The 292-nt window shown below is 58.6% G+C and carries 1 rRNA gene; it reads left to right on the forward strand.

Going from position 1 to position 292, the window contains the following annotated elements:
- Nucleotides 1-195 precede the first annotated feature (195 nt).
- Nucleotides 196-292: ribosomal RNA gene (gene rrf / locus RZA67_RS16410) — 5S ribosomal RNA — on the forward strand; the annotation flags it as partial.

Genomic DNA, 292 nt, shown 5'->3' on the forward strand with positions numbered 1-292 from the left:
TGAAACGCAGCTGCGCCGATGGTAGTGTGGCTCAAGCCATGCGAGAGTAGGTCATCGCCAGGGTTTACACCCAAAACCCCGCTGCTCATGTAGCGGGGTTTTTCCTTTAAGTGAAGGCTGTCGATTCCGATCGGCACCTTTCTCGGAAGAGACCTCTGCCGGGCTGGCGCTGCAAAGCGACGCCCCAACCGTCTCCCTGATGAAAACAGCGCTGTGGAACCACCCGATCCCATCCCGAACTCGGAAGTGAAACGCAGCTGCGCCGATGGTAGTGTGGCTCAAGCCATGCGAG

This window comes from Stenotrophomonas sp. C3(2023) (genome assembly GCF_032911385.1).
Lineage (GTDB): Bacteria > Pseudomonadota > Gammaproteobacteria > Xanthomonadales > Xanthomonadaceae > Stenotrophomonas.